The sequence below is a fragment of the Streptomyces kronopolitis genome, from assembly GCF_050953795.1.
In the GTDB taxonomy this organism is placed as follows: domain Bacteria; phylum Actinomycetota; class Actinomycetes; order Streptomycetales; family Streptomycetaceae; genus Streptomyces; species Streptomyces kronopolitis_A.
In genome coordinates this window covers 6,578,084-6,600,698 of record NZ_CP191850.1, presented here as the reverse complement: position 1 = coordinate 6,600,698, position 22,615 = coordinate 6,578,084, and the positions used below count along the sequence as shown (strand labels likewise).

At 72.4% G+C, this 22,615-nt stretch carries 18 protein-coding genes and 3 pseudogenes; 13 read left to right on the top strand and 8 right to left on the bottom strand.

Going from position 1 to position 22,615, the window contains the following annotated elements:
- Positions 1-103: 103 nt before the first annotated feature.
- Positions 104-547 (bottom strand): SRPBCC family protein, encoded by a 444-nt coding sequence (locus ACQP17_RS29135; RefSeq protein WP_433858940.1) that lies wholly within the window; start codon positions 545-547, stop codon positions 104-106.
- 157 nt (positions 548-704) lie between these two features.
- Between ACQP17_RS29135 and ACQP17_RS29130 the strand changes: the two genes are divergently transcribed.
- Positions 705-1,727: an Rv2578c family radical SAM protein gene (locus tag ACQP17_RS29130; RefSeq protein ID WP_433858939.1), complete on the top strand. Its 1,023-nt coding sequence runs from the start codon at positions 705-707 to the stop codon at positions 1,725-1,727.
- Positions 1,728-1,866: 139 nt separating this feature from the next.
- A pseudogene (locus ACQP17_RS29125) lies at positions 1,867-2,364 on the top strand (N-acetyltransferase family protein); the annotation flags it as partial.
- Positions 2,365-2,531: 167 nt separating this feature from the next.
- On the opposite strand, the pseudogene ACQP17_RS29120 reads toward ACQP17_RS29125, so the two are convergent.
- Positions 2,532-3,152 (bottom strand): annotated as a pseudogene (locus ACQP17_RS29120) (HEAT repeat domain-containing protein); the annotation flags it as partial.
- Between the two features lie 391 nt (positions 3,153-3,543).
- On the opposite strand from ACQP17_RS29120, the gene ACQP17_RS29115 reads away from it, so the two are divergent.
- The 9 genes from ACQP17_RS29115 (at position 3,544) to pssA (ending at position 14,669) form a co-directional block, all read left to right on the top strand.
- Positions 3,544-5,364 (top strand): 3-hydroxyacyl-CoA dehydrogenase family protein, encoded by a 1,821-nt coding sequence (locus ACQP17_RS29115; RefSeq protein ID WP_433858938.1) that lies wholly within the window; start codon positions 3,544-3,546, stop codon positions 5,362-5,364.
- Positions 5,365-5,500: 136 nt separating this feature from the next.
- Positions 5,501-6,301, top strand: coding sequence for a TetR family transcriptional regulator (locus ACQP17_RS29110; RefSeq protein ID WP_433858937.1), 801 nt, complete (start codon positions 5,501-5,503; stop codon positions 6,299-6,301).
- 575 nt (positions 6,302-6,876) lie between these two features.
- Positions 6,877-8,214 (top strand): crotonyl-CoA carboxylase/reductase, encoded by a 1,338-nt coding sequence (gene ccrA / locus ACQP17_RS29105; protein WP_364879816.1) that lies wholly within the window; start codon positions 6,877-6,879, stop codon positions 8,212-8,214.
- Positions 8,215-8,255: 41 nt separating this feature from the next.
- Positions 8,256-10,301, top strand: coding sequence for a methylmalonyl-CoA mutase family protein (locus ACQP17_RS29100; RefSeq protein WP_433858936.1), 2,046 nt, complete (start codon positions 8,256-8,258; stop codon positions 10,299-10,301).
- Positions 10,298-11,269, top strand: coding sequence for an HpcH/HpaI aldolase/citrate lyase family protein (locus tag ACQP17_RS29095; protein WP_433858935.1), 972 nt, complete (start codon positions 10,298-10,300; stop codon positions 11,267-11,269). The genes ACQP17_RS29100 and ACQP17_RS29095 overlap by 4 nt, the downstream gene beginning before the upstream one ends.
- Before the next feature lie 5 nt (positions 11,270-11,274).
- Positions 11,275-11,799: a MaoC family dehydratase gene (locus ACQP17_RS29090; protein WP_189097660.1), complete on the top strand. Its 525-nt coding sequence runs from the start codon at positions 11,275-11,277 to the stop codon at positions 11,797-11,799.
- 2 nt (positions 11,800-11,801) lie between these two features.
- Positions 11,802-13,007, top strand: coding sequence for an acyl-CoA dehydrogenase family protein (locus ACQP17_RS29085; protein ID WP_433858934.1), 1,206 nt, complete (start codon positions 11,802-11,804; stop codon positions 13,005-13,007).
- 170 nt (positions 13,008-13,177) lie between these two features.
- The gene (locus ACQP17_RS29080; RefSeq protein WP_189097662.1) at positions 13,178-13,825 is read left to right on the top strand and encodes a phosphatidylserine decarboxylase; all 648 of its coding nucleotides are present in this window, start codon (positions 13,178-13,180) and stop codon (positions 13,823-13,825) included.
- Positions 13,812-14,669 (top strand): CDP-diacylglycerol--serine O-phosphatidyltransferase, encoded by an 858-nt coding sequence (gene pssA / locus ACQP17_RS29075; protein WP_189097663.1) that lies wholly within the window; start codon positions 13,812-13,814, stop codon positions 14,667-14,669. The genes ACQP17_RS29080 and pssA overlap by 14 nt, the downstream gene beginning before the upstream one ends.
- A gap of 74 nt (positions 14,670-14,743) precedes the next feature.
- On the opposite strand, the gene ACQP17_RS29070 is transcribed toward pssA, so the two are convergent.
- Positions 14,744-15,889, bottom strand: a complete 1,146-nt coding sequence (locus ACQP17_RS29070) for a glycerate kinase (RefSeq protein WP_433860035.1) — start codon at positions 15,887-15,889, stop codon at positions 14,744-14,746.
- Positions 15,890-16,080: 191 nt separating this feature from the next.
- On the opposite strand from ACQP17_RS29070, the gene ACQP17_RS29065 reads away from it, so the two are divergent.
- Positions 16,081-16,584: an NUDIX domain-containing protein gene (locus tag ACQP17_RS29065; RefSeq protein ID WP_433860034.1), complete on the top strand. Its 504-nt coding sequence runs from the start codon at positions 16,081-16,083 to the stop codon at positions 16,582-16,584.
- A 37-nt stretch (positions 16,585-16,621) separates the two neighbouring features.
- Positions 16,622-17,262, top strand: a pseudogene (locus tag ACQP17_RS29060) (nucleotidyltransferase domain-containing protein); the annotation flags it as partial.
- Positions 17,263-17,332: 70 nt separating this feature from the next.
- Here the strand turns inward: ACQP17_RS29060 and ACQP17_RS29055 are convergent.
- The 5 genes from ACQP17_RS29055 to ACQP17_RS29035 all read right to left on the bottom strand — a co-directional run bounded on the left by ACQP17_RS29055 (position 17,333) and on the right by ACQP17_RS29035 (position 22,482).
- Positions 17,333-17,872: a methylated-DNA--[protein]-cysteine S-methyltransferase gene (locus ACQP17_RS29055; RefSeq protein ID WP_433858933.1), complete on the bottom strand. Its 540-nt coding sequence runs from the start codon at positions 17,870-17,872 to the stop codon at positions 17,333-17,335.
- Between the two features lie 61 nt (positions 17,873-17,933).
- A complete protein-coding gene (locus tag ACQP17_RS29050; RefSeq protein ID WP_433858932.1) occupies positions 17,934-19,406 on the bottom strand; it encodes an AlkA N-terminal domain-containing protein in 1,473 nt (490 codons plus the stop codon).
- Between the two features lie 88 nt (positions 19,407-19,494).
- On the bottom strand, positions 19,495-20,040 hold the full coding sequence (locus ACQP17_RS29045) for an O-acetyl-ADP-ribose deacetylase (protein WP_433858931.1): 546 nt from the start codon (positions 20,038-20,040) through the stop codon (positions 19,495-19,497).
- Positions 20,041-20,126: 86 nt separating this feature from the next.
- Positions 20,127-21,548, bottom strand: a complete 1,422-nt coding sequence (locus ACQP17_RS29040; RefSeq protein WP_433858930.1) for a phytoene desaturase family protein — start codon at positions 21,546-21,548, stop codon at positions 20,127-20,129.
- Positions 21,549-21,585: 37 nt separating this feature from the next.
- Positions 21,586-22,482, bottom strand: a complete 897-nt coding sequence (locus tag ACQP17_RS29035; RefSeq protein WP_433858929.1) for an inositol monophosphatase family protein — start codon at positions 22,480-22,482, stop codon at positions 21,586-21,588.
- Between the last annotated feature and the right edge of the window lie 133 nt (positions 22,483-22,615).

Here is a 22,615-nt window from a genome sequence, read left to right as displayed (position 1 = left end):
GCGAGGAGGCGAGCCGGCGGGCCGCACACTTCGGCTCACGGGAAACCACCCGAACCGGTGAGTGTGACGGCGGGCCCGCGGGGTGACGCGGCGACCGGACCGATCACTTCTCCGTCTCGCGGGCGAGGTTGTCCAGGAGCGCGTCGTAGATCCGGCCGAGCCCCTTGGGGGCGAAGGTCTTCTCGAAGAAGCCGCCGATGCCGCCGGCGCCCGTCCAGGTGGTGGTGACGACGACCTTGGTGCGCTTCTCGCCCGCCGGGGTGACGACCCAGGTGGTCACCATCGAGGAATTGCGGTCCTTCTCCACGAGCTGGCCCTCGGTCGGCTCGTCGACCTCCAGCAGGCAGTCACGCACCCGCTTGCTCGTGGCCTGGAGCTTCCAGTGGACGAGGGTGCCCTTGCCGTCGCCGCCCTCGCGGACCTCGTACTCGCTGAAGTGCTCGGGCAGCAGCTTCTGGCGCGTGCCGCTGTAGTCGGCGAGCGCGTCGAACACGCTCTCCGGGTCCGCCGCGATCTCGCGCTGCGTCGTGGCCTCGACCTGCCCCATGTGCGTTTCCCTCCGGTAGTCGGCTGCCCGCCCTGCGGTGCACCGCCAAGCCAACCACCCCCGGGTGACCCGCCCAAATCCAGGGTTGACCCTCGGCGTGGGAACGTTTGTTCTATTATTGCCCCGGGGGGTTCGGCAGGATCCAGAAGGAGGCCCGATGCGCTGGGAGAACCTCGGCGACAGCCCGTCCGCGCTGTTCGGCACGGAGGTCGTGAGCCGAACCGTCGACACCCCCGAATTCCGCGGGATCACCTTCCACGAGGTACACGCCCGCTCGCTGGTGAACCGCGTCCCGGGCGCCTCCCGGATGCCGTTCGAATGGACCGTGAATCCCTACCGCGGCTGCAGCCACGCGTGTGTCTACTGCTTCGCGCGCAAGACGCACAGCTACCTCGACCTGGACACCGGGCAGGGCTTCGACTCCCAGATCGTGGTGAAGGTCAACGCGCCCGCGCTGCTGCGGCGCGAGCTGGCCGCCCGCCGCTGGCGCGGCGAGCACATAGCGATGGGCACCAACGTCGACTGCTACCAGCGTGCGGAGGGCCGCTACGCCCTGATGCCCGGCATCCTCGAGGCGTTGCGCGACCGCGCCAACCCGTTCTCGATCCTCACCAAGGGCACGCTCATCCTCCGCGATCTGGCGCTGCTCCAGCAGGCCGCCGCGGTCACCGACATCGGCATCTCCGTCTCCGTCGGCTTCCTCGACCGCGAGCTGTGGCGCACGGTCGAGCCGGGCACCCCCGCCCCGGAGCGCCGCCTGGAGGTGGTGCGGACCCTCACCGCGCACGGCATCCCCTGCGGGGTGCTGATGGCGCCGGTGATCCCGTTCCTCGGGGACGCGCCGGACCAGCTGCGGGCCACGGTGCGCGCCGTCGCGGAGGCCGGCGCCGGCTCCGTGACCCCCCTCGTGCTGCATCTGCGGCCCGGCGCCCGCGAGTGGTTCATGGCCTGGCTGGCCCGGCACCACCCGCATCTCGTACGGCGCTACGAGGCGATGTACGCCGACGGCGCCTACGCCCCGACGTGGTACCAGCGCCGGATCACCCGTCAGGTCCACGACCTCGCCACGGAGTACGGCATCGGCCCCGGCCGGACCCGCCGCCCGCCCCAGCCTCCGGACCCCGGACCGGCGCCGGACGCCGACACCCCGCCGGAGCCGACCCAGCTGACGCTGCTGTGAGCGGCCGGGCGGGCCGCGGCGCGGTGCGCCGGAAAAGTTCTTGACGGGGCTTCTAGGGTCTGTCGGCATGGACAGGTCTGGTGAGGCGACGGCGGATCCGCTCGGCAACGGCGCGCGGAGGGCCGTGCGGATACGCGAGATGACCGCGGCCGACGTCGAGGCGGTCTCGGCGGTGCGGGTCCGCGGCTGGCAGCACGCGTACCGGGGCCTGATGCCGCAGGCGTATCTGGACGCGATGAGCGTGGCGGCGGATGCCGAGCGGCGCCGGGCGTGGTGCGGCCGCAGGGCACCGGAGGTGTCGGATCTGGTGGCAGAGCGCGCCGGCGAGGTCATCGGCTGGGCCTCGGTCGGTCCGGCCCGCGATCCCGATGTCACCCCGGGCGCCGGGGAGTTGCTCGCGCTCTACGTGACGCCGGAGCTGATCGGCACCGGCGTCGGGCGCGCCCTGCTGGCCGCCGGCATCGCCGACGCGCGGGCGAAGGGCGCTCCCGCGCTGTACCTGTGGGTGGTGCGCGGCAACACCCTCGCCCGCCGCTTCTACGAGCGGGCCGATTTCGTGCCGGACGGCGCGGAGGGAGCCGACGAGGTGGGCGGCCGCAGCGTCCCGGAGCTGCGCTACCGGCGCCCGCTCACCCCGGAGTCCGCGCCGCTCCCCTCGGCACCGGGGTCCGCCCGGCCCGCCTCCGTGCCGCCGGAGTCCACCCGGCCCGATTCCGCGCGGCCGGCGCCCGGCCCGTCCGCCCGCCCCGGCTCCTGACCCCGGTCCGGCCCGCCGTCCGCACCCCCGTCGGGCCCGCCGTCCGGCCCGGCCCGGCCCGCCGGGTCCTCGTGCACCCCCAGCCGCGCCAGTGACGCCGCGGCGGCGGCCGCCAGTCGCGGGTGGCCGACGGCGGCGGTGAGGGCGGGGACGGCGCGCCGGTCGCCGAGCGCGCCGAGGCCCTCGACACAGGCGAGCGCCACCCGCCAGTAGGGGTTGTGCGGGGTCAGCAGCCGCTCCAGGGTCGCGATCAGCGCCGGCACGGACTGCGGCGCGCGGAGTTCGGCGAGCAGCCGGACCGGGTGCAGGGCGTAGGCGGTGCGCAGCGGGTTGGTCGCCAGCGCGGCCGCGGCGCGGGCGGTACGGGGGTCGCCGAGCCGGGCCAGTGCGTGGGCGGCGGTGGCGCAGCGCACCGGGTCGCGGTAGTTCAGCAACAGCACGAGCGTCTCGAAGGCCCGCCTGTCGCCGGCGCAGCCCAGGAGGAAGGCGGCGATCTCCCTGGCCCACAGCGGACGTTCGACGGCGACCAGCATCCGGGCCAGTTCCTCGCGGCCGGCCGGGGTGTTCTTGCGGGCCAGCCCCAGCAGCCGTTCATAGGCGACCAGATCCTGCGGGGAGCGGAGTTCGGCCCGCACCCGGTCCGTCAACTCGTGGAATTCGTCTTCCATTTGCCGCTCCCCTCCCGCCGGTCCGCCCCGGTTCTCGCGGCGTGACCTGGACCACAGACTAATGACCCGCGCCAGCCCTGGCGCTCTGGTTACTCACGGGTTAACCTGCTGGAACGAGCAGTACCCCTGCTCGGGCGGCCTGGTGACGCAGCCGCCACAGAGTGAAGTCGGTTCGGCACAGCACGACAACAGCACGGAGAACACGGCACGGCCCCGGGACAGGGTCCGCCGCTCTCCCACACCGCCGGCGCTGCCCGCAGCGCTGCGGCTCCTCGCGGCTCACCGCCGCCTTCTGCCGCCGCGCACCGCCAGGCAGCGGGGCCGCGCGGAAAACCCTCAGTCGTCACTTCTCCCCTGCGCTCAGGGGAACACCCTCATCAGGAGTCTCGCGATGGACCCTCAGTCCACCCCTGATCTCTCAACTCCCGCCTCCTCCCTGCCCCTTTCCACCGTCGCCGTCGTCGGTCTGGGCACCATGGGCACCGGCATCGCCGAGGTCCTGGCCCGCGCCGGCCGCGAGGTCATCGGGATCGACACCGACGAGGCCGCCGCCCGGCAGGCCGTGGCCACCCTCGAAGGCACCACCGCCCGCGCGGTGGCCCGTGAGCGGATCACGGAGCGGGAGCGCCAGGACATCCTGGCCCGCTTCCGCACCTTCACCGATCTGCAGGCCGCCGCGGACGCCGATCTCGTCATCGAGGTCGTGCCCGAGGACTACGAGCTCAAGCGGCAGGTCTTCGCCGGGCTGGACGCCGTGGTGCGCGCCGACACCATCCTGGCCACCGGCACCAACGCACTCTCGGTGACCCGGCTGGCCGCCGACTCGCAGCGCCCCGAGCGGGTGCTCGGTGTGCACTTCTTCAACCCCGCGCCGGCCATGAAGCTGGTCGAGGTGGTCTCCTCGGTCCTCACCGCGCCGACCGCGGTCGCGGCCGTCACCGCACTCGCCCACGACCTGGGCAAGGACCCGATCGCGGTGGGCGACCGCCCCGGCTTCGTCGCCGACGGCCTGCTGTTCGGCTATCTGAACCAGGCCGCGGCGATGTACGAGGCCCGCTACGCCACCCGCGAGGACATCGACGCCGCGATGCGGCTGGGCTGCGGCCTGCCCATGGGCCCGCTGGCCCTGCTCGACCTCATCGGCGTGGACACCGCCCGCACGGTCCTGGAGGCGATGTACGCCGACTCCCGGGACCGGCTGCACGCCCCGGCGCCCATCCTGGGCCAGCTGGCCGAGGCGGGGCTGACCGGCCGCAAGGCGGGCCGCGGGTTCTACACGTACGAGGCCCCGGGCAGCGCCACCGTCGTGCCGGACGCGGAGAGCCCCTCGTCCGCCGACGAGCAGTCCGCCGGACGCACGGTCAGCAGCGTCGGCGTGGCCGGATCCGGGACGATGGCCAGCGGTATCGCCGAGGTCTTCGCCAAGGCGGGCTTCAAGGTCGTGCTGGCCGCCCGCAGCCTGGCGAAGGCGGAGACGGCGAAGGCCAGGATCGCCAAGTCCCTGGGCCGTTCCGTGGACAAGGGCCGGATGAGCGCCGAGGCCCGGGACACCACCCTGGCCGCGATCACCCCGGCCGGGTCGCTCGACGCGTTCGCGGACGTCGATCTGGCGGTCGAGGCGGTGGCCGAGGACCTGGCGGTCAAGCAGGAGCTGTTCCGGACGCTGGACAAGGTCTGCAAGCCGGGTGCCGTCCTGGCGACCACCACCTCCTCGCTTCCGGTCGTGGCCTGCGCCCGCGCCACCTCGCGCCCCGAGGACGTCATCGGGATGCACTTCTTCAACCCGGCGCCGGCCATGAAGCTGGTGGAGGTGGTCCGTACGGTCCTGACGGCCGACGACGTCCACGCCACCGTGCGGGCGGTCTGCGCCAAGGTCCGCAAGCACCCCGTGGACTGCGGCGACCGGGCCGGATTCATCGTGAACGCGCTGCTGTTCCCGTACCTGAACAACGCGATCAAGATGGTCGAGGAGCACTACGCGTCGCTGGACGACATCGACGCCGCCATGAAGCTCGGCGGCGGCTACCCGATGGGTCCCTTCGAACTCCTCGACGTGGTCGGCCTGGACGTGTCCCTGGCCATCGAGAAGGTGCTGCACGCCGAGTTCCGCGACCCGGGGCTGGCCCCGTCGCCGCTGCTGGAGCACCTCGTCGCGGCCGGCTGCCTCGGCCGCAAGACCGGCCGCGGCTTTCGTGAGTACGCCCGGCGCTGACGCCTGGCGGCACCCCGGCGACGCCGGGGGAGGGTGGGGTGGACTGCTGGAACCGGACGGCGGTCCACCCCCGCTCACCGGGGCGAAGGCACCACCTCATGCCGCAGGCCGCGTAAATATGCAGTACCGTCCCCACATGTCCCAGCCCGCTCGCCCGCAGCAGTCCGACACGCCCGAGACCGTCGCTCCCGGCACCCGCCGCGCAGCGGCACAACGGCTCAAGATGCGCCGTGAATTGTCGGCGGCGGCGATGGAGCTGTTCGCGACCAAGGGCTACGAGGCGACGACGGTCGACGAGATCGCGGCCGCCGCGGGCGTCGCCCGGCGCACCTTCTTCCGCCACTTCCGCTCCAAGGAAGAGGCGATCTTCCCCGACCACGACGTCACCCTCGTCCGCGCGGAGGCCGTCCTCGACGCCGCTCCCCCGCACGAGAACCCCCTCGACACGGTCTGCCGTGGCATCAAGGAGGTCATGCGGATGTACGCGGCCTCCCCGGCCGTGTCGGTGGCTCGCTACCACCTGACCCGCGAGGTACCCACCCTGCGGGAGGCGGAGATCGCCTCGGTGGCCCGCTACGAGCGGCTGTTCACCCGCTACCTGCTGGGCCACTTCGACGAGGGCGCCCACCGCGAGGGCGACGACGACCCGCTGCTCGCCGAGGTCGCCGCGTCCGCCGTGGTCACCGCGCACAACCACGTACTGCGGCGCTGGCTGCGGGCCGACGCCCAGGGCGATGTCGAGGCCCAGCTGGACCACGCCTTCGCGATCGTCCGGGAGACCTTCGGCGCCGGCATCGGCGCCGGGCGCAATGGCACCGAGCAGCCCCCGGCGGCCGTCTCGCGCGAGGGCGAGGTGCTGGTGGCGGTGGCGCGCACGGACGCCCCGCTGGACGAGGTCATGCGCACCATCCGCAAGGCACTGACCGAGCGGAAGTAACAGCGGCAACGGTTCTCCGCCCGGCGCGAGCGGCGCGCGGGCGGAGGGCGGTCCGGCGGCGGCCTTGGCCCGGCCGGGCCGCGACCCGGATGGCCTAACCCCTCAGCTGCGCACTCTGCGCAGTTTTTTGCTTTCTCCGTGTCACTCCCAGGCCTCCCATCGGCCCTCTTTCGCTCATGCGTGCCGTCCGGATGACATCTGAGAGAAATTCTTGGCACTCAGTGTCTTGTCGACTGGCACGCGGTGTCATACGTTGAGGTTGTCCGGGCGGCCGGCGTGCAGCGAACCCTCGCACGCCGGCTGTCCCACCAGCCCTACGTGGCTGCCCGCCCGGACGCCTGCGTCACAGGCACCCCCAGCACCACTGGGAACCGCGCTCACCACAGCGCTGCCAGGCACCGCGCCCGACGGCTCTGCGACCTCAGCAGAGACGGCGGAAGCGGCGCCGACCCGGCCGAACCGACGGCACCACCTCCGCATCACCCCGACGTTCCCCAAAAAACCGTTCCCTCAACGGTTCCCCAGGCTCTCCACTCCGGTGCGAGCAGGGGAGGCCCAACCGCCGGAGGCACCCCGTGAACGAAATCCTGGACGCAATCCTCGCGCCTGACACCACCAGCGCCGACTTCGCCGCGCTGAAGATCCCCGAGTCCTACCGCGCGGTGACCGTGCACAAGGACGAGGCGGAGATGTTCGCCGGTCTGAGCACCAAGGAGAAGGACCCCCGCAAGTCCCTGCACGTCGAGGACGTGGCCGCGCCCGAACTGGGCCCCGGTGAGGCGCTGGTGGCCGTGATGGCCTCCTCCGTCAACTACAACTCCGTGTGGACCTCGATCTTCGAGCCGGTGTCGACGTTCGGCTTCCTGGAGCGCTACGGCCGGCTCTCCCCGCTCACCAAGCGGCACGACCTGCCGTACCACGTCATCGGCTCGGACCTGGCCGGTGTGGTCCTGCGCACCGGCCCCGGCGTCAACGCCTGGGGCCCCGGTGACGAGGTCGTCGCGCACTGCCTGTCCGTGGAGCTGGAGTCCTCCGACGGCCACAACGACACCATGCTCGACCCCGAGCAGCGCATCTGGGGCTTCGAGACCAACTTCGGTGGCCTGGCGGAGATCGCGCTGGTCAAGTCCAACCAGCTGATGCCCAAGCCGAAGCACCTGAGCTGGGAGGAGGCGGCGGCGCCCGGTCTGGTCAACTCGACCGCCTACCGCCAGCTCGTCTCGCAGAACGGCGCCGGCATGAAGCAGGGCGACAACGTCCTGATCTGGGGCGCCAGCGGCGGCCTGGGCAGCTACGCCACCCAGTTCGCGCTGGCCGGCGGCGCCAACCCGATCTGCGTGGTCTCCAGCGACAAGAAGGCCGAGATCTGCCGCGCCATGGGCGCCGAGGCGATCATCGACCGCAACGCCGAGGACTACCGGTTCTGGAAGGACGAGCACACCCAGGACCCCAAGGAGTGGAAGCGCTTCGGCAAGCGCATCCGCGAGCTGACCGGCGGTGAGGACGTGGACATCGTCTTCGAGCACCCCGGCCGCGAGACCTTCGGCGCCTCCGTCTACGTGACGCGCAAGGGCGGCACCATCGTCACCTGCGCCTCGACCTCCGGCTACAACCACCAGTACGACAACCGCTACCTGTGGATGTCGCTGAAGCGGATCGTCGGCTCGCACTTCGCCAACTACCGCGAGGCGTGGGAGGCCAACCGCCTGATCGCCAAGGGCAAGATCCACCCGACCCTGTCCAAGACGTACACCCTCGAAGAGACCGGCCAGGCGGCGTACGACGTGCACCGCAACCTCCACCAGGGCAAGGTCGGCGTGCTGGCGCTGGCCCCCGAGGAGGGCATGGGCGTGCGCGATGAGGAGATGCGCGCCAAGCACCTCGACGCCATCAACCGGTTCCGGAACATCTGAGACCGCTCGGATTACCGGAACCACGAGGATACGGGCCTGATATGACTGAGCGTCAGAAGGATCGTCCGTGGCTGATGCGGACCTACGCCGGCCACTCCACCGCCGAGGCGTCCAACGAGCTGTACCGGCGCAACCTGGCCAAGGGCCAGACCGGCCTGTCGGTCGCGTTCGACCTCCCGACGCAGACCGGATACGACCCCGACCACATCCTCGCCCGCGGCGAGGTCGGCCGGGTCGGGGTCCCGGTGTCCCACCTCGGTGACATGCGCCGACTGTTCCAGGACATCCCCCTGGACCAGATGAACACCTCGATGACCATCAACGCCACGGCCATGTGGCTGCTGGCGCTGTACGAAGTGGTCGCCGAGGAGCAAGGCCTTGACAAAGAGGGCATCGCCAAGCTGTCGGGGACGACGCAGAACGACATCGTCAAGGAGTACCTCTCGCGCGGGACGCACGTCTTCCCGCCGGGGCCCTCCCTGCGGCTGACCACCGACATGATCACGTACACGGTGGCGCACCTCCCCAAGTGGAACCCGATCAACATCTGCAGCTACCACCTGCAGGAAGCGGGCGCCACGCCGGTCCAGGAGATCGCCTACGCGATGTCCACCGCCATCGCGGTGCTGGACGCGGTGCGCGACTCCGGGCAGGTGCCGCCGGAGCGGTTCGGCGAGGTCGTGGCCCGTATCTCGTTCTTCGTGAACGCCGGCGTCCGGTTCGTCGAGGAGATGTGCAAGATGCGCGCCTTCGGCCGTATCTGGGACAAGATCACCCGTGAGCGCTACGGCATCGAGAACGACAAGCAGCGCCGGTTCCGCTACGGCGTCCAGGTCAACTCGCTGGGACTGACCGAGGCGCAGCCGGAGAACAACGTCCAGCGGATCGTGCTGGAGATGCTGGCCGTCACGCTCTCCAAGGACGCCCGCGCCCGGGCCGTCCAGCTCCCGGCCTGGAACGAGGCGCTGGGGCTGCCGCGGCCCTGGGACCAGCAGTGGTCGCTGCGCATCCAGCAGGTCCTCGCGCACGAGAGCGATCTGCTGGAGTACGAGGACATCTTCGCCGGCTCGCACGTCATCGAGGCCAAGGTGGACGCCCTGGTCGCCGACTGTCTCGCGGAGATCGAGCGGATCCAGGAGATGGGCGGCGCGATGGCCGCCGTGGAGTCCGGCTACCTCAAGTCGCAGCTGGTCTCCGCGCACGCCGAGCGGCGGGCCCGGATCGAGGCCGGCGAGGAGAAGATCGTCGGCGTCAACTGCTACGAGGGCACCGAGCCCAACCCGCTCACCGCCGATCTCGACACGGCCATCATGACCGTCGACCCGGCCAACGAGGCACGGGTCGTCCAGGCCCTGCACGACTGGCGGGACAACCGCGACGAGGGGCGCGCCCAGGAGTCGCTGTCGGTCCTGAAGAAGACCGCGGCCGGTGACGGCAACCTCTTCGCGGCCACCCTGGAGTGCGCCCGCGCCGGGGTGACGACCGGCGAGTGGGCCTGGGCCCTGCGGGACGTCTTCGGCGAGTTCCGGGCCCCCACGGGCGTCTCCAGCGCCCCGCTGGCGGTCGCCGCCGAGGAGGGCAGCCCGCTCGCGACGGTCCGCGAGAAGGTCGCCAAGACCGCCGCCGAACTCGGCAGCGGCAAGCTGCGGCTGCTGGTCGGCAAGCCCGGCCTGGACGGGCACAGCAACGGCGCCGAGCAGATCGCCGTACGGGCCCGGGACGCCGGCTTCGAGGTGATCTACCAGGGCATCCGGCTCACCCCGGAGCAGATCGTCGCGGCCGCGGTCGCCGAGGACGTGCACTGCGTCGGCCTGTCGATCCTGTCCGGCTCGCACGCCGAGCTGGTGCCGGACGTGCTGGCCCGGCTGCGCCGCACCGGCGTCGACACCACTCCCGGGCCCGGCGGCCCTCCCATACCGGTCATCGTCGGCGGCATCATTCCCTCCGCCGACGCAACCGCGCTGCGGGAGGCCGGAGTGGCGGCGGTCTTCACCCCCAAGGACTTCGGTATTACGGAGATCATCGGCCGTATCGTCGACGAGATCCGGAAAGCGAACCGGCTCGACCCACTGGAGGTCCCCGCATGACCCTGGCGAACCGCCCGCCCGGCGGCCGGCCGCGCCGCTCCTGCCTGGCGGTGCCCGGCAGCAACCCGCGCTTCCTGGAGAAGGCCCAGGGGCTCCCGGCCGACCAGGTCTTCCTGGACCTGGAGGACGCCTGCGCGCCGCTGGCCAAGGAGGGCGCCCGGCACCACATCGTCGAGGCGCTGAACGAGGGCGACTGGACCGGCAAGACACGGGTCGTACGGGTCAACGACTGGACCACCCACTGGACGTACCGGGACGTCATCACGGTCGTCGAGGGCGCGGGCCGGAATCTCGACTGCATCATGCTGCCGAAGGTCCAGGACGCCCAGCAGATCGTGGCGCTGGACCTGCTGCTGACGCAGATCGAGAAGACCATGGGCTTCGAGGTCGGCCGGATCGGCATCGAGGCCCAGATCGAGAACGCCAAGGGCCTGGTGAACGTCGACGCCATCGCCGGCGCCTCGCCCCGGCTGGAGACCATCATCTTCGGCCCGGCCGACTTCATGGCATCCATCAACATGAAGTCGCTGGTGGTCGGCGAGCAGCCGCCCGGCTATGGGGCGGACGCCTATCACTACATTCTGATGCGCATTCTGATGGCGGCTCGCACCTACGATCTCCAGGCGATCGACGGGCCGTACCTTCAGATCAAGAATGTTGACGGGTATCGCGAGGTCGCCGGCCGGGCCGCAGCCCTCGGGTTCGACGGCAAGTGGGTGCTGCACCCCGGTCAGGTCGAGGCCGCCAACGAGGTGTTCTCCCCGTCGCAGGAGGACTACGACCACGCCGAGCTGATCCTGGACGCCTACGAGTGGCACACATCGGAGGCGGGCGGAGCCAAGGGCTCCGCGATGCTCGGCGACGAGATGATCGACGAGGCGAGCCGGAAGATGGCGCTGGTCGTCTCCGGCAAGGGCCGGGCCGCCGGCATGATCCGCACGTCCAAGTTCGAGGCCCCGGAGGCATAAGCACCATGCAGTTCGGCCGTACCTATGAAGAGTTCACCGTCGGCGATGTGTACAAGCACTGGCCCGGAAAAACCGTCACCGAATACGACGACCACCTCTTCTGTCTGCTCACCATGAATCACCACCCGCTGCACATGGACAGCAACTATGCGGAGCGGACGACCGACTTCGGCAAGAACGTCGTCGTCGGCAACTACATCTACTCCCTGCTGCTGGGCATGTCGGTGCCCGATGTCTCCGGAAAGGCCATCGCCAACCTGGAGATCGAGTCGCTGAAGCACGTGGCGCCCACCTTCCACGGCGACACGCTCTACGGCGAGACGACGGTGCTCGACAAGACCCCGTCGAAGTCCAAGTCCGACCGCGGCATCGTGCACGTCGAGACCAAGGGCTACAAGCAGGACGGCACCCTGGTCTGCGTCTTCCGGCGCAAGGTCATGGTCCCCACGGCGACCTACATCGAGGAGCGCGGCGGCGAGCAGCCCGGCCGCCCGGAGCTGCAGGCCCCGACGGCCAAGAAGGAGAAGTAGCCATGACCCGTCTCGCGCAGACCGAGGGCCTGACCGACATCCAGCGGGAAATCCTCTCCACCGTCCGCGACTTCGTGGACAAGGAGATCATTCCGGTCGCCACCGAGCTGGAACACCGCGACGAATACCCGACGCAGATCGTCGAGGGCCTGAAGGAACTCGGCGTGTTCGGCCTGATGATTCCCGAGGAGTACGGCGGGCTGGGCGAGTCCCTGCTCAGCTACGCGCTGACCGTCGAGGAAATCGCCCGCGGCTGGATGAGCGTCTCGGGCATCATCAACACGCACTTCATCGTGGCGTACATGCTCAAGCAGCACGGCACGCAGGAGCAGAAGGACTACTTCCTGCCGAAGATGGCGGCCGGTGAAATCCGGGGCGCCTTCTCGATGTCCGAGCCGGCGCTGGGGTCCGACGTTTCGGCCATTTCCTCCAAGGGCACCCGGGAGGGCGACGAGTACGTCCTCAACGGCCAGAAGATGTGGCTCACCAACGGCGGTTCCTCGACGCTGGTCGCGGTGCTGTGCCGGACGGACGAGGGCCACCCGGAGGGCACCGCCCCGCACAAGTCGATGACGACCTTCCTCGTGGAGAAGGAGGCCGGCTTCGGCGAGGTGCGGCCGGGCCTGACCATCCCGGGCAAGATCGACAAGATGGGCTACAAGGGCGTCGACACCACCGAGCTGATCATGGACGGGCTGCGGATCCCGGCCGATCGGGTGCTCGGCGGCGAGACCGGACGTGGCTTCTATCACATGATGGACGGCGTCGAGGTCGGCCGGGTCAATGTGGCCGCCCGCGGATGCGGCGTCGCCCAGCGCGCGTTCGAACTGGGTGTCTCCTACGCCCAGCAGCGACACACCTTCGGCAAGCCGATCGCCCAGCACCAGGCCATTCAGTTCAAACTGGCGGAAATGGCAACAAAGGTCGAAGCGGCCCATGCAATGATGGTGAATGCCGCTCGCAAAAAGGACTCGGGGCAGCGAAACGACCTCGAGGCGGGCATGGCGAAGTACCTGGCCTCCGAGTACTGCAAGGAGGTGGTGGAAGACGCGTTCCGTATCCACGGCGGCTACGGCTTCTCGAAGGAGTACGAGATCGAGCGCCTCTACCGCGAGGCCCCGATGCTCCTGATCGGTGAAGGTACCGCCGAGATCCAGAAAATGATCATTGGCCGACGGCTACTCGAGGAGTACCGGATCCAGGGGTGAACGTCCCGTTTGGAGCGCTTTGGCCTAGACGAAGATCACACCCCGTCATCGTTCTTCGGCCACGGATTGGCTCTGGCTCTTGGCCAGTTGCCGCTCGTAACCGATAGCATCCCCGGAAAGCCGCCGTCCCCCGTATCCCTACGCGGCATCCTCCGCTACGAAGGTCATCCATGCCCCACAGCCAATCCTCTGCACCACGCGGTCGCGTCCGCCTCGCGCGCGGAGCGTCGCCGTGGCTCCTGCCGACCGTTGCCACGGCAGCGGTCAGCCTCGCCCGGTCCCGCCGGTCGGGTCGCTGGGCCGCTGTTGCCGTGCCCACCACCGCGCTGGCGGCGGGCATGCTGTGGTTCTTCCGCGACCCCGAGCGGGAGATCGCTCAGGGACGTGTCATCTCCCCGGCCGACGGCGTGGTGCAGAGCATCATGCCGTGGAAGGACGGGCGCACCCGTGTCGCGATCTTCATGAGCCCGCTGAACGTCCACGTCAACCGCGCGCCGCTGGCCGGCACGGTGACGTCCGTGGAGCACATCCCCGGCGGGTTCGTCCCGGCGTTCAACAAGGAGAGCGAGAACAACGAGCGGGTCGTCTGGCACTTCGACACCGAGCTCGGCGACATCGAGATGGTGCAGATCGCCGGCGCGGTGGCCCGCCGCATCGTCCCGTACGTGCCCGAGGGCACCAAGGTCGAGCAGGGTGAGCGGATCGGCCTGATCCGCTTCGGCTCGCGCGTCGACGTCTACCTCCCGGAAGGCGTCGAGGCCGCGGTCGAGGTCGGCCAGGCCACCACCGCGGGGGTGACTCGCCTTGACCGTGATTGATCCCGAGACACAGGCGGGCTGGGCGCCCGAGACCGACGAGACCGACGACATGCCGCTGTCCACGCGGCTGTCGATAGCGGACACGCTCACCCTCGGCAACGCCATCTGCGGCTTCATGGCCGTGTACTTCACGACCACCGGCGTCCTCATCCCGCACCTGACGGGCACCGAGGACGGCGGGATGGCCCGGCACAGCGCGGCGATGGCCGTGATCCTGATGCTGTTCGCCTCGGTCTTCGACCTCTTCGACGGGCTGGTGGCGCGCAAGCTGCGGGCCTCGGCGATGGGGGCCGAGCTCGACAACCTCTCCGACCTGATCAGCTTCGGGCTGGCACCCGCGTACTTCGTCGTGACCTGGGGCATGGTCGCCCAGGACGCGCACCAGCGGGTGTCGGTGGTGGCCGCGGTCGTGGTGCTGCTGGCGGTGGTGCTCCGGCTTGCGCGGTTCTCCTGCGTGACGCTGCGGGACGGCATCTTCCAGGGCATGCCGAGCCCGTTCGGCGCCCTGACCGTCGTCGCCATCGTGCTGCTGGAGCTGCCGTTCGTGCCGACGCTGCTGGCGATCATCGGGGTGGCCTGGCTGATGGTGAGCCGGGTGGAGTACCCCAAGCCGCAGGGCCGGCTCGCGGTGGCGATGCTCAGCTGGATCGTGCTCAGCATGGGCATGCTCGCGGCGTGGGCGCTGGACGCCCCCGGCGGCCAGCTGCTGCTGCAGACCGGCTGCGCCCTCCAGGTGGTCATGGGCGCGATGATCCCGCTGTTCGCGACGGCCCGGAGGGTGAACACCTTCCGCGACAACCGCCGCGAGTCGCGCGCCGAGTCGCGCGCCGCACAGCTCCCGTAACGGAGCACCGAACGACACACGGGAGCCCCGGGCGAAGGAATCGCCCGGGGCTCCCGTCGTGTGCGGCGGCCGTCTCAGACCAGGAAGTCGCGCGCCAGGCACTCGGCAGCCCGCTCCAGCAGCGGTCCCGCCCCGGCCATGCAGCGGGCCGGATCGGGCTCCAGGTCCGTCAGCGCGTAGGCCCGCAGGATGCCGGCCGCCCGCAGGTCCTCGGGCGGCAGCCGGAGCCGGCCGCAGACCGCGGCCACGTCCACACCCGCCGCACGGGCCGCCGCGGCGACCCCGGCCGGCGCCTTGCCGTGCAGCGTCTGGGCGTCGAGCGAGCCCTCGCCCGTGATCACGAAGTCGGCGCCGGCCAGCGCCGGGGCGAAGCCCAGGACGTCGAACATCACCTCGATGCCCGGCCGGAACTCGGCGCCCAGACCGACCAGCGCCCCGTAGCCGAGCCCGCCCGCGGCGCCCGCGCCCGGTGCCAGGGCCGCTTCCGCGGCGCTCGGGCCGACCGAGCGGCCCAGCACCTCGGCATAGTGCGCCAGCGCGGCGTCCAGCGCGGCGACGTCGGCCTCGCTCGCTCCCTTCTGCGGGCCGTAGACCGCCGAGGCGCCCTTCGGACCGGTGAGCGGGTTGTCGACGTCGCCGGCCAGCACGATCCGGGTGGCGGCCAGCCGGGGGTCCAGACCGGACAGATCGACGGTGGCCAGCTCGCGCAGCGGGCCGCCGCCGGGGGCGAGCGGCGCGCCGTCCGCGTCCAGCAGGCGGGCGCCCAGCGCCGTGAGCATCCCCGCGCCGCCATCGGTCGTGGCGCTGCCGCCGACGCCGAAGACGAGCGTGGTCGCGCCCGCGTCGAGCGCCGCGCGCAGCAGCTCGCCGGTGCCGTACGTGCTCGCCGTCAGGGGCGCGAAGACGCCGTCGGGGAGGTGCTGGAGCCCGGAGGCCTCGGCCATCTCCACCACGGCGGTGCCTCCCCCGGCTGCCGGGGATGCCCCCGCCCGCAGCGCGAAGGTGGCCGTCACCGGGCTGCCGGTCGGACCGGTGACCCGGGCCTCGTGCCGGGTGAAGCCGGCCGCGAGGGCGGCCGCCACCGTGCCGTCGCCGCCGTCCGCGACCGGGACGGCGACCACGTCCAGGCCGGGGAGCACGCGCCGGAGACCGGCCGTGACGTGGGCGGCGACCTCGACGGCCGTGAGCGAGCCCTTGAATTTGTCCGCGGCGATCAGCACCCGTGCCGATCCTGTCCTTGCTGCGTCCGCCACCGTGTTTCCCCTTGCATTCGAGCCGGCAGTCGCGCCGCTGTGACCTTATCCGCCGGGCCGTCCGGCGAACAGGGTCCGCCGATCACGGTGCCGCACGCGCTCGGCCCCACGGTCTCCGGGGAGCGCCGGCCAGGCCGTAGGCTCACGCCGTGACGACCATGGACTACGCCTCCTACCTCGCCGGCCTGCCCCGTGTCCTCGCGGGCGCGGCCGTCATCTTCCGTGACGCGGAGGACCGCCTCCTGCTGGTGGAGCCCAACTACCGCGACACCTGGATCCTGCCGGGCGGCACCGTCGAGTCGGACCGGGGCGAATCCCCCCGCCAAGCCGCCCGCCGGGAGACCGCCGAGGAGATCGGCCTGGACGTCGAGCCGGGCGCGCTGCTCGCCGTCGACTGGGTGCGCGGCACGGGCCGGCCGCCGCTGGTGTCGTACCTCTACGACGGCGGGGTGCTGGACGCCCGCCGCCTCTCCGCGATCCGGCTGCAGCAGGAGGAGCTGCTGTCCTGGCGCCTGGTGCACTGGGACGAGGCCCAGACGCTGGTGAACCGGGAGCTGGCGCTGCGCATCGGCGCCGCCCTGAAGGCGCTGGCGGACGGCCGCGGCCCGGCGGAACTGGAGGACGGGGTGCCGCCGGCCGTGATCGGCGGCCCCGCGAAATGAGGTGAAGCCGGGCCCGTGGTGCCCGTACCGTGCCGCCATGGACGAGATCGCCGCCGGGCTCGCGCAGGTGCCGGGGGTCGTCGGGGTGATGCTCGGGGGAAGCCGGGCCCGCGGCACCCACCGGGCGGACTCCGACTGGGATCTGGGCGTCCACTACCGCGGCGCGCCGGACTTGTCCGCGCCGGCGGCGCCGGCCGCGGAGCTGACCGGCGGTCCCGTCGAGATCCACCCGCCCGGTTCCTGGATGCGGGTGAGGCCGCGCTGGGCCGGGTCCTCGCCGACACCGGCGGCGAGCCGGCCCGGCTGCGGCGGGAGACCCGGCAGTATCCGGACGCCCTGCGCACGGCGCTGACCGGCGCCGCCGTCTGGGACGCGGGCTTCTCCGCGGCGATGGCGGCCAAGTCGTCCCCGGCCGGGGACGTGCTGCATGCCGCGCTGTGCCTCTCCCGTGCCGTCGGCGGCCTCGTTCAGGCCCTGCACGCCCACCACGGCGTCCGGTGCCTGAACGAGAAGGGCGCCCTCGCGGCGGCCGCGGCGCTGCCGTGCACACCGCCCGGCTTCGGCGCCCGCGCCACCGGCCTGCTGGCCCGCCTCGGCGGCACCGAGGAGGAGCTGGCGCATTCCCTGCGGGAGGCGGAGCGGCTGGTGGCCGAGGTGCGGGAGGCCGTGGGGGCGGCGGGGCCCGCCGAGGTGCCGGCCGCCGGATCGGACGGGGAGCGGGGGGACGGGTCACCGTCCGGGCGGTTCCCTAGAGCGTGGCCGGGAACAGGGCCTCGTCCGTGCGCTCGAAGGCGAGCAGCCGGCGCTTGCGGTCCAGGCCGCCGCCGTAGCCGGTGAGGCTGCCGTCGGCGCCGACGACGCGATGGCAGGGGACGATGATGCCGACCGGGTTGCGCCCGTTGGCCAGGCCGACCGCGCGGGCCGCCGTGGGGATGCCGAGGGACTCGGCGAGTTGCCCGTAGGAGCGGGTCTCGCCGTACGGGATGGTGCACAGCGCCGCCCAGACGCGGCGCTGGAAGGGGGTGCCGCGCAGCGCGAGCGGCAGCTCGAAGGTGGTCGACTCGCCCCGGAAATAGGCCTGTAGCTGGGCGATGACGGCGGCGAACGGCGCCGCACCGGGGTCCGCCGGACCGCCGAAGCTCTCCTGGGGCGGGCGGTGGCGCTGGTCGGTCATGTAGAGGCCGGTGAGGGCGGTCCCGGCGGCGACCAGGGTGAGCGGACCCACCGGGGTGTCGTCCAGGACGGTGTGGGTGACGGGGGTGCCGGGGTCGGCGGGGTGCACGGTCATGGCGGGACTCGGATCGTCGGGAGCGGTGGGCTCGGTGGGGCGCGGGGCGGGGGCGGGTAACTCAGTTCGCGGGGAGGCGGTTGATGGGGTGGTCGTCGGTCGCCCAGAGGTACTGGACGGCGTAGGCGCGCCAGGGGCGCCAGCGCGCGGCGTGCCGCACCAGGGCCGCGGGGGTGGCCGGCAGGCCGAGGCCGGCGGCCGCGCGGCGCAGCCCGAGGTCGGTGGGGGTGAAGGCGTCGGGGTCGCCGAGCGCCCGCATGGCGATGCATTCGACGGTCCAGGGGCCGATGCCCGGGAGCGCCGCGAGCTGCGCGCGGGCCGCGTCGCGGTCGCTGCCGACGTCCAGTTGCAGGGTGCCGGAGCCGAGGGCGGCGATGAGGCCGGTGAGGGTGGCCCGGCGGGTGCGGGGCATGGCCAGCGACTCCGGGTCCAGTGCGGCGAGTTCGGCGGGCGACGGGAAGAGGTGGCTGAGGCCGCCGCCCGGGTCGTCGACGCGCTCGCCGTGCGCCCGGACCAGCCGTCCGGCGTGGGTGCGGGCGGCCGCGGTGGAGACCTGCTGGCCCAGGACCGCGCGGAGGGCGAACTCGTCGGCGTCGACGGTGCGCGGGACCCTGCGGCCGGGCGCCTTGTCGACGAGCGGCGCCAGTCGCGGGTCCTCGTGCAGCAGCCCGTCGACGGCCTCCGGGTCCGCGTCGAGGTCGAGCATCCGGCGGCAGCGGGCGATGGCCCCGGCCAGATCGCGCAGGTCGGTGAGGGACAGCCGGCAGTCGATGTGGTCGGGGCGGGGCGCAAGGGCCACGATGCCGTGTCCGTAGGGCAGGCGCAGGGTGCGGCGGTAGGCACCGTCCCGCCACTCCTCGACGCCGGGGACTGCGGTGGCCGCGAGGTGCCCGAAGAGGTTGTCGGGGTTCAGCGGCTGCCGGAAGGGCAGCCGCAGCGCCAGGGTGCCGGGCGCCGCCGCACGGGGGCCGGGCCGCGCGCGCTGCCGGAGCTCGCTCGGGGACAGCGCGAAGACCTCGCGCACGGTCTCGTTGAAGGTGCGGATGCTGGCGAATCCGGCGGCGAAGGCGGCCTCGGCCATCGGCAGCGCGGTGGTCTCCACCAGCAGCCGGGCGGTCTGCGCGCGCTGGGCGCGGGCCAGGGCCAGCGGTCCGGCGCCCAGCTCGGCGAGCAGCTGGCGCTCGATCTGCCGGGTGCTGTAGCCGAGCCGGGCGGCGAGGCCGGGGACACCCTCACGGTCGACGATGCCGTCGGCGATCAGCCGCATGGCGCGGGCGACCAGGTCGGCCCGCTCGTCCCACTGCGGGGACCCCGGGCTGGCATCCGGCCGGCACCGCTTGCAGGCCCGGAATCCGGCCTGCTGGGCGGCGGCCGCGCTGGGGTAGAAGCGCATGTTCTCCGGCTTGGGCGGCACCACCGGACAGCTGGGGCGGCAGTAGATACGGGTGGTGAGCACCGCCGTGTAGAACCACCCGTCGAAGCGGGCGTCCTTGGACTGCACGGCGCGCACGCAGCGCTCGGTGTCGGTGTGCATGCCCTCAAGGATTCCGCAGCCGGCGCCCTTCGGCTGGCGAGAATCCGACATCGAGGTCGGCGCCCGGGCCCGCGGTGCGCACCGCGGGTCAGCCGCCGTTCTCCGTCAGGGCCGCCTCGTAGACCTCCCGCGCCCGGTCGTCGAACACCACGAAGCGGATCTCGTCGAAGGCGTCGGGGGCCTCGGCGAGCGCGGCGCGCACGGTGGTGAAGGCGGTGCGTGCGCCGTCGGCGAGCGGCCAGCCGTAGGCGCCGGTGGAGATCGCCGGGAAGGCGACCGTCCGCGCGCCCAGCTCACCGGCCACCCGCAGGGACTCGCGGTAGCAGGAGGCGAGCAGGTCGCCGCGGTCCGTGCCGGCCGAGTGCACCGGGCCGACCGTGTGGATGACCCAGCGCGCCGGCAGCCGGCCGGCGGTGGTGGCGACGGCCTGGCCGGTGGGCAGCCCGCGGCCGTAGTGGCCGTTACGCAGGACGCGGCACCCGGCCAGGATCTCGGGGCCGCCGCGCCGGTGGATCGCGCCGTCCACTCCCCCGCCCCCGAGGAGCGAGGAGTTGGCCGCGTTGACCACGGCGTCCACGGCCTGTTCGGTGAGGTCGCCCTGGACGACGGTGAGGTGGGTGCGGGAAGCGCTCATGGCGTACGACCCTACGGTGTGGCCACGGTGGGCGGGCGGTTATGCGCGGCCGGTCAGCGGCGGTGTCCGCCGGTGCGTGGGGGCGGTCAGCGGCGGTATCCGCGCAGCCGCCGCCAGACCGCCTTCGCGGCGTAGTGGCCGGACATGCCGTGGACGCCGGGGCCGGGCGGGGTGGCCTGCGAGCAGAGGTAGACGGCGGGGTGCGCGGTCTCGTACGGGACGCGGGCGAGCTTGGGGCGGATGAGCAGCCGCAGGCCGGCCGCGGAGCCGGTGGCGGTGTCGCCGCCCACGTAATTGGCGTTGCGCGCGGCGAGTTGAGGCGGGCCGGCCACCGCGCGCGCCAGGACCAGATCGCGGAAGCCGGGGGCGAAGCGCTCGATCTGCCGCTCGACGACCTCGGTGGCGTCGCCCTCCCAGCCGTGGGGGACATGGCCGTACGCCCAGAACGTGTGCTTGCCCTCGGGGGCTCGGGTGGGGTCGATCAGGCTGGGCTGAGCGGTGATCAGGAAGGGGCGGGAGGGGTCCCGGCCGTGGGTGGCGGCGTTCAGCGCAGTGACGATGTCCTCGCTGGTGGGGCCGATGTGGACGGTGCCGGCGCAGCGGGCCACGGCGGCCGTCCACGGCACCGGGCCGGAGAGGGCGTAGTCGACCTTGAAGACGCTGGGGCCGTACTTCACATCGCGGTAGGCGTTGCCCAGGCCGGCGATGCGGGCGAGCGCGGTCGGGGAGGTGTCGAAGACGTACGCCCGGGCCGGCGGCAGGTCGTCCAGCCGTTTGACCTCGAAGTCGGTGTGCACCGCCCCGCCGTGGGCGCGCAGCAGCCCGGCGAGGGCGTCGGAGATGGCCTGGGAGCCGCCGCGGGCCACCGGCCAGCCGTGGGCGTGCGCGGCGAGGGCGAACATCAGGGCCATGCCGGAGGTCCCGAAGCCGCTGAGCGGGGCGTTGGCGTGCGCCGCGAGGCCGGCCAGCAGCGCGCGGGCCTTCGGGTCCTGGAAACGGCGGTTGAGCAGGGTGACCGGCTGCATCGCGACCAGGCCGAAGCGGGCGTACGTCACCGGGTCCTGGGGCAGGCCCAGCCACTGGGTGCGCAGGAAGTCGTGGGCCATGGCGGCCCATTTGCCGGTGAACGGCGCGACGAGCCTGCGGTAGGTGCCGGCGTCGCGCGGTCCGAAGGACATGGCGGTCTCGCCGACGGAGTGGGCGAGCACGGCGGCGGTGCCGTCCGGGAAGGGGTGCGCCATGGGGATGTCGGGGTGCAGCCACTCCAGGCCGTGGCGGGCCAGCGGCATGGCGGCGAAGGCGGGTGAGCCCGCGCCCGTGGGGTGCACCGCCGAGCAGGGGTCGTGGCGGAAGCCGGGGAGGGTCAGCTCCTCGGTGCGGGCGCCGCCGCCGATGGTGTCGCGGGCCTCGAAGACCTCCACCGACATGCCCCGGCGGGCGAGTTCGGCCGCGGCCGTCAGGCCGTTGGGGCCCGCTCCGATCACCACGGCATCAAGCATCCTCGGCACCTGCGCCACTCCCCTCACGTCCGATCCTCGGCGAGGATCAGTTGGCGGCTGCCAGCAGTCCGAGGATACGCCGCGCCGTTTCGGCGTCCCGCGCCGCGGTGAAGGGCAGTGCGTTGCCGCCCTCGATCCGGAAGGGCCGGCCGGCGACCGTGCCGCTGGTGCCGCCCGCCTCCTGGACCAGCAGCAGTCCGGCGGCGTGATCCCAGGCGTTCTCCCAGCTGAAGGCGATGGCGTCGAGGTCGCCGCGGGCTATGTACAGATACTCCAGGCCCGCCGAGCCGCAGGGCCGCGGGGCGATACCGGCGGTGTCCAGGGTGGCGAGGACGCGCTTCTGGTCGTCGTCGGTGAAGTCGTAGTGGGAGGTGGCGACATCGAGGACGGCGTCCGGCGCGGGGCTGCCGGTGTGCAGCGGTACGCCGTTCAGCTCGGCGCCGGCGCCGCGGCGGGCGACGGCCAGCAGGCCGAGGGCCGGGGCATACGTCCACGACGCGAGCACCTCGCCGCGGTGGGCGAGCGCGACGAGCGTGGCGAAGCCGGGGTCGCCGTGCACGAATTGGCGGGTGCCGTCGACCGGGTCGACGATCCAGACGGGGGCCTCGCCGTGCAGCGCGTCGAGCACGGTGGGGTCGGCGTGCACCGCCTCCTCGCCGACCACCCGGGAGCCGGGCAGCAGCTCGGTCAGGGCGGCGGTGAGCTGCTCCTCGGCGCGTCGGTCGGCGACCGTGACGAGGTCGTGCGGGCCGTTCTTCTCGACGATGTCCTCGGCGGCGAGCTGCCGGAAGCGCGGCATGATCTCGTCGGCGGCGGCACGGCGGACGGCGGCCTCGACGGCGGCCAGGTCCAGCCCCGAGAGGTCCGGCGACAGGGTCACGGCAGCGGCGTCGGTGATATCCGTGGCAGCTCCCGCATCATGAGTACGAATTTGCTCGATCATGCGTCCATCGAACCACGGCCCACTGACACAGCCGCCGGACTGCAGGTGAACTCCGGATGCCGTGGAGGGCACGTCCAGGCATCGGGCCCCGGACTCCGCCCCTGCCCCCGCTCCCCGCCGGCCGCCTCAGCGC

Bases quoted from the DNA above. Each gene is read 5' to 3' on its own strand.
- ACQP17_RS29135 (WP_433858940.1), bottom strand. From the start codon at position 547: ATGGGGCAGGTCGAGGCCACGACGCAGCGCGAGATCGCGGCGGACCCG.
- ACQP17_RS29130 (WP_433858939.1), top strand. From the start codon at position 705: ATGCGCTGGGAGAACCTCGGCGACAGCCCGTCCGCGCTGTTCGGCACG.
- ACQP17_RS29115 (WP_433858938.1), top strand. From the start codon at position 3,544: ATGGACCCTCAGTCCACCCCTGATCTCTCAACTCCCGCCTCCTCCCTG.
- ACQP17_RS29110 (WP_433858937.1), top strand. From the start codon at position 5,501: ATGTCCCAGCCCGCTCGCCCGCAGCAGTCCGACACGCCCGAGACCGTC.
- ACQP17_RS29100 (WP_433858936.1), top strand. From the start codon at position 8,256: ATGACTGAGCGTCAGAAGGATCGTCCGTGGCTGATGCGGACCTACGCC.
- ACQP17_RS29095 (WP_433858935.1), top strand. From the start codon at position 10,298: ATGACCCTGGCGAACCGCCCGCCCGGCGGCCGGCCGCGCCGCTCCTGC.
- ACQP17_RS29090 (WP_189097660.1), top strand. From the start codon at position 11,275: ATGCAGTTCGGCCGTACCTATGAAGAGTTCACCGTCGGCGATGTGTAC.
- ACQP17_RS29085 (WP_433858934.1), top strand. From the start codon at position 11,802: ATGACCCGTCTCGCGCAGACCGAGGGCCTGACCGACATCCAGCGGGAA.
- ACQP17_RS29080 (WP_189097662.1), top strand. From the start codon at position 13,178: ATGCCCCACAGCCAATCCTCTGCACCACGCGGTCGCGTCCGCCTCGCG.
- ACQP17_RS29065 (WP_433860034.1), top strand. From the start codon at position 16,081: ATGGACTACGCCTCCTACCTCGCCGGCCTGCCCCGTGTCCTCGCGGGC.
- ACQP17_RS29055 (WP_433858933.1), bottom strand. From the start codon at position 17,872: ATGACCGTGCACCCCGCCGACCCCGGCACCCCCGTCACCCACACCGTC.
- ACQP17_RS29050 (WP_433858932.1), bottom strand. From the start codon at position 19,406: ATGCACACCGACACCGAGCGCTGCGTGCGCGCCGTGCAGTCCAAGGAC.
- ACQP17_RS29045 (WP_433858931.1), bottom strand. From the start codon at position 20,040: ATGAGCGCTTCCCGCACCCACCTCACCGTCGTCCAGGGCGACCTCACC.
- ACQP17_RS29035 (WP_433858929.1), bottom strand. From the start codon at position 22,482: ATGATCGAGCAAATTCGTACTCATGATGCGGGAGCTGCCACGGATATC.